This is a genomic window from Paracoccus spongiarum (genome assembly GCF_030732095.1).
Taxonomy (GTDB): domain Bacteria; phylum Pseudomonadota; class Alphaproteobacteria; order Rhodobacterales; family Rhodobacteraceae; genus Paracoccus; species Paracoccus spongiarum.
The window spans coordinates 1-2,836 of sequence record NZ_JAVAMQ010000051.1 but is presented as its reverse complement, the minus strand read 5'-3'; the positions used below and the strand labels follow the sequence as shown (position 1 = coordinate 2,836).

Genomic DNA, 2,836 nt, shown 5'->3' with positions numbered 1-2,836 from the left:
TGCCCCCGCAACCAAAATTATACCAATATATCAAACGCTTGGATGTCGACTGAAATGGTCACGCATTCAAATCACCGTTCTACATCAACGCCACATCAACGTTTGCAAAGACGGCTGGGTGTTGCGTGGCGTGGTAGCGTCAAGAATCTTTCGCACATTTGGTCAGGCGACGACAGCCGGGCATGGCCGATACCCTCTCGCCGGAGGCACGGTCGAAAAACATGGCGAGGATTCGGAGCCGGGGGACGTTGTCCCATCCGCCCAAATGGGCAAAGCTCAGATCCGGGAGTCTCGCTCACGCTGGTAAAAAAGGTCGGGGCAACCTCAGCGGAGCCTAGGTGAGAAAACGGGTTAGGCCGCGACCTCTGTGGGCTTTCGATTGACCTTCTCGTGGAGCCGGCAGAAGTGGACTGACAGCTTGAGTACGAGCATGTAGAATCCCGTATTGTTCAGGGTGAACAGCTTTTCCCGATCTTCTGAATTGGCGAGTGCAGCAACGGGCATGTTGTGGGCGTCGTCAAAACGGACAATATAGTCCTCCTGCAAGACACCACCCGCAGGAAGGTAAAAGATGTTGCTCGTCTTTTGTGCCTTGATCGCGGCAATCTTAGCAGCAACGCGGTCGGCGCTGATCCCGCTAGCATCAAGGAGTGCCTTGAAAGCCGCTAGCTTAACCAGTGGAGCGAAGATCACTCGAGCGGGAACGTCACGCGAGTTTTCCGGGTCCACATCGCACGAGTTGGACAGCACGATGCCCCTTACCGCTCTGCGATCACCTGTCTCGAACAGAAACAACTGGAAGCCGCGCCAACCGTCACCCTGGAGCATCAGTTCCTTGAATGTGTCCCTATACGTGCTGAGCAGATACTCGGCGGTGCCGCCGCGCGAGATTTTCGTGAGTTCGTCAAGCAGAACCTTTTGATCCTCAGCTGTGAGGTAGTACGGGATCTGTTGAATGAGAGTCTCAGCGTCCAGATTCATGCGTTCGATCAGGACTCGTAAAGATCCGAAACATTGGCATCCCAGACTGCTTCAAACTCTGCTCCAAGCGGCTCTTGGCCTTGAAGCAGGGATGCATAGACGCGGGCAACACCGTCAGCGAAGTCTTGCGCCGTCGAACCGAACCTCAACGACTTTTCGAAGTAGCTGAACGTGGGGCCGTCGCGCAAGGTCACGTAGGCAGGAGTTTCGCGCACTGGCCAAGTGGTGGTTCCAGCTGCAATCGCTGCTGACAACCCGATCACCGCGAAGTTCATCGGCATCAGGCGAGGCTTCACGATCTCATTCATAGATTGGCCCCATTTGATCAATCGTCGCCTCGGTCAGGCAGGTGAAGAATTTCCGCTTGTTGGCTTGCCGAAGTTGTTCAAGCCCAGGCTCAAGGTTCGCCGCAAAGGTGGCAAAGTCTGCAACGTCAACATTTCTGATCGAGTCAACGTCCACCACCGCGCCCGTCACTTTCTTGCCGTCGGGCATCTGGCCCTCGGCGCCTATGACGACAGACAAGATGTGGATAATCCCGTCTTCGTGCCGATGAACTTGAAGTGTCGTATGATCGCCCTTCACTTCTACTTCGCCCAAGGTGATCGACATCTTGATCTTGGCAACTTGCTCAGCCAGTGACGGCGCCTGGATCAAGTTGACATACTTGAGCGAGTAACGCTCGACCTGTCCGGCCGCTCCCACTTTTCCGATCCTAGAGGTCAGATCTAGGATGGCCGCCTTGAAGTGTGGCCACTTCTTGTACGGCAGCTTGCAGCTTATCATCACATTTCGGTCGCCAACCGAAATGACATAGTCACCCCAGTCCATCCGCAGGATGGGTGCAAACTGAAGGGCAGGGTCGTTTGCCCGCATGGGTTGCGGAAACTCAGCCGCCGGAAGGCGCGTGATTTGCGGCTTCGGCGCGGGTAAGTCGTGAAACAGGAAGCCGGGCAGAATGTCAGCAAGAGATGTCTGCCCGAGGCGAACCTCGAATAGTGCGTCCACAAGCGGCTCGCGCTCCAATCTCAGGGGCAACTTCTGCATTGGTGAACGCTTCCTCCACGTCGAATCATAGTGTAACCCGCGCACGAATCGGGGGCAAGGACGCAGGACTCTAAACCTGCCCAAAGTCAATACTCCCGACACCCTTCTTAAAGGTAACCAGTCAGTACGTTGCTTGTCTTAGATCAGCAACGATTCTGCAATCTCAGCATTTGGTTACGGTGAGGCAGCTCAGCTGCACACCCGCGCCTGCTGCCGCAGGACGTTGTAATCGGACATGAACTCGACCAGCGGCTGTCTGAACACCGCGGGCAGCGCGAGGGACGCTGCGCGGGGGCTTCCGGGTGGCAGGTAATAGGCGTCCCCGGTCCTGTCGGATGCCCGCCCGCGCATGATGAACGTGATCCGGCCTCCGGTCTCGACGGCATTGAACCCGAAAAATTCGGGCGAGCATCGTGATCGACGTGCGCGACGATTCCAGCGCGGTGATCACATAGCCATCGACCGCGCCGGTCAGCCAATGCCCCAGCCGCCAGTTCGTGCCGTCGGACGCCGCGCTTTCATCGACGTTGACCATGCGGCCCTAGTATTGGGTCGAATTCGGGTTGTTGGCCGTGTCGCGCCAGAACAGATATGTGGCCTCAAGATAGCCGCCGAACTATCGGCCGCAATACCGCGAATTATAGGTTCACGCTGGCGCCATCGCTATGCCCACAACGTCATCGCCGGAGCAATTACCCCATTGCAGAACTGTTCAAATGTCAGAACGTTCTTGTGGCCACTGTATTCGGTTTCCTTCGCGTCCATTAGACTTTCCGGAATCACAAGATGAACGCCGAAGGATGCCATA

The 2,836-nt window shown here is 56.3% G+C and carries 4 protein-coding genes; all 4 read right to left on the bottom strand.

What is annotated here, in order from left to right:
* Positions 1 to 351: 351 nt before the first annotated feature.
* Entirely contained in the window at positions 352 to 981 is a 630-nt protein-coding gene (locus Q5Y72_RS19565) for a hypothetical protein (protein ID WP_305965058.1), read from the bottom strand.
* An 8-nt stretch (positions 982 to 989) separates the two neighbouring features.
* Positions 990 to 1,289, bottom strand: coding sequence for a hypothetical protein (locus tag Q5Y72_RS19560; RefSeq protein ID WP_305965057.1), 300 nt, complete (start codon positions 1,287 to 1,289; stop codon positions 990 to 992).
* On the bottom strand, positions 1,282 to 2,028 hold the full coding sequence (locus Q5Y72_RS19555; RefSeq protein ID WP_305965056.1) for a TIGR04255 family protein: 747 nt from the start codon (positions 2,026 to 2,028) through the stop codon (positions 1,282 to 1,284). The genes Q5Y72_RS19560 and Q5Y72_RS19555 overlap by 8 nt, the downstream gene beginning before the upstream one ends.
* A 189-nt stretch (positions 2,029 to 2,217) precedes the next feature.
* Entirely contained in the window at positions 2,218 to 2,379 is a 162-nt protein-coding gene (locus Q5Y72_RS19550; RefSeq protein ID WP_305965059.1) for a hypothetical protein, read from the bottom strand.
* Positions 2,380 to 2,836: the final 457 nt, after the last annotated feature.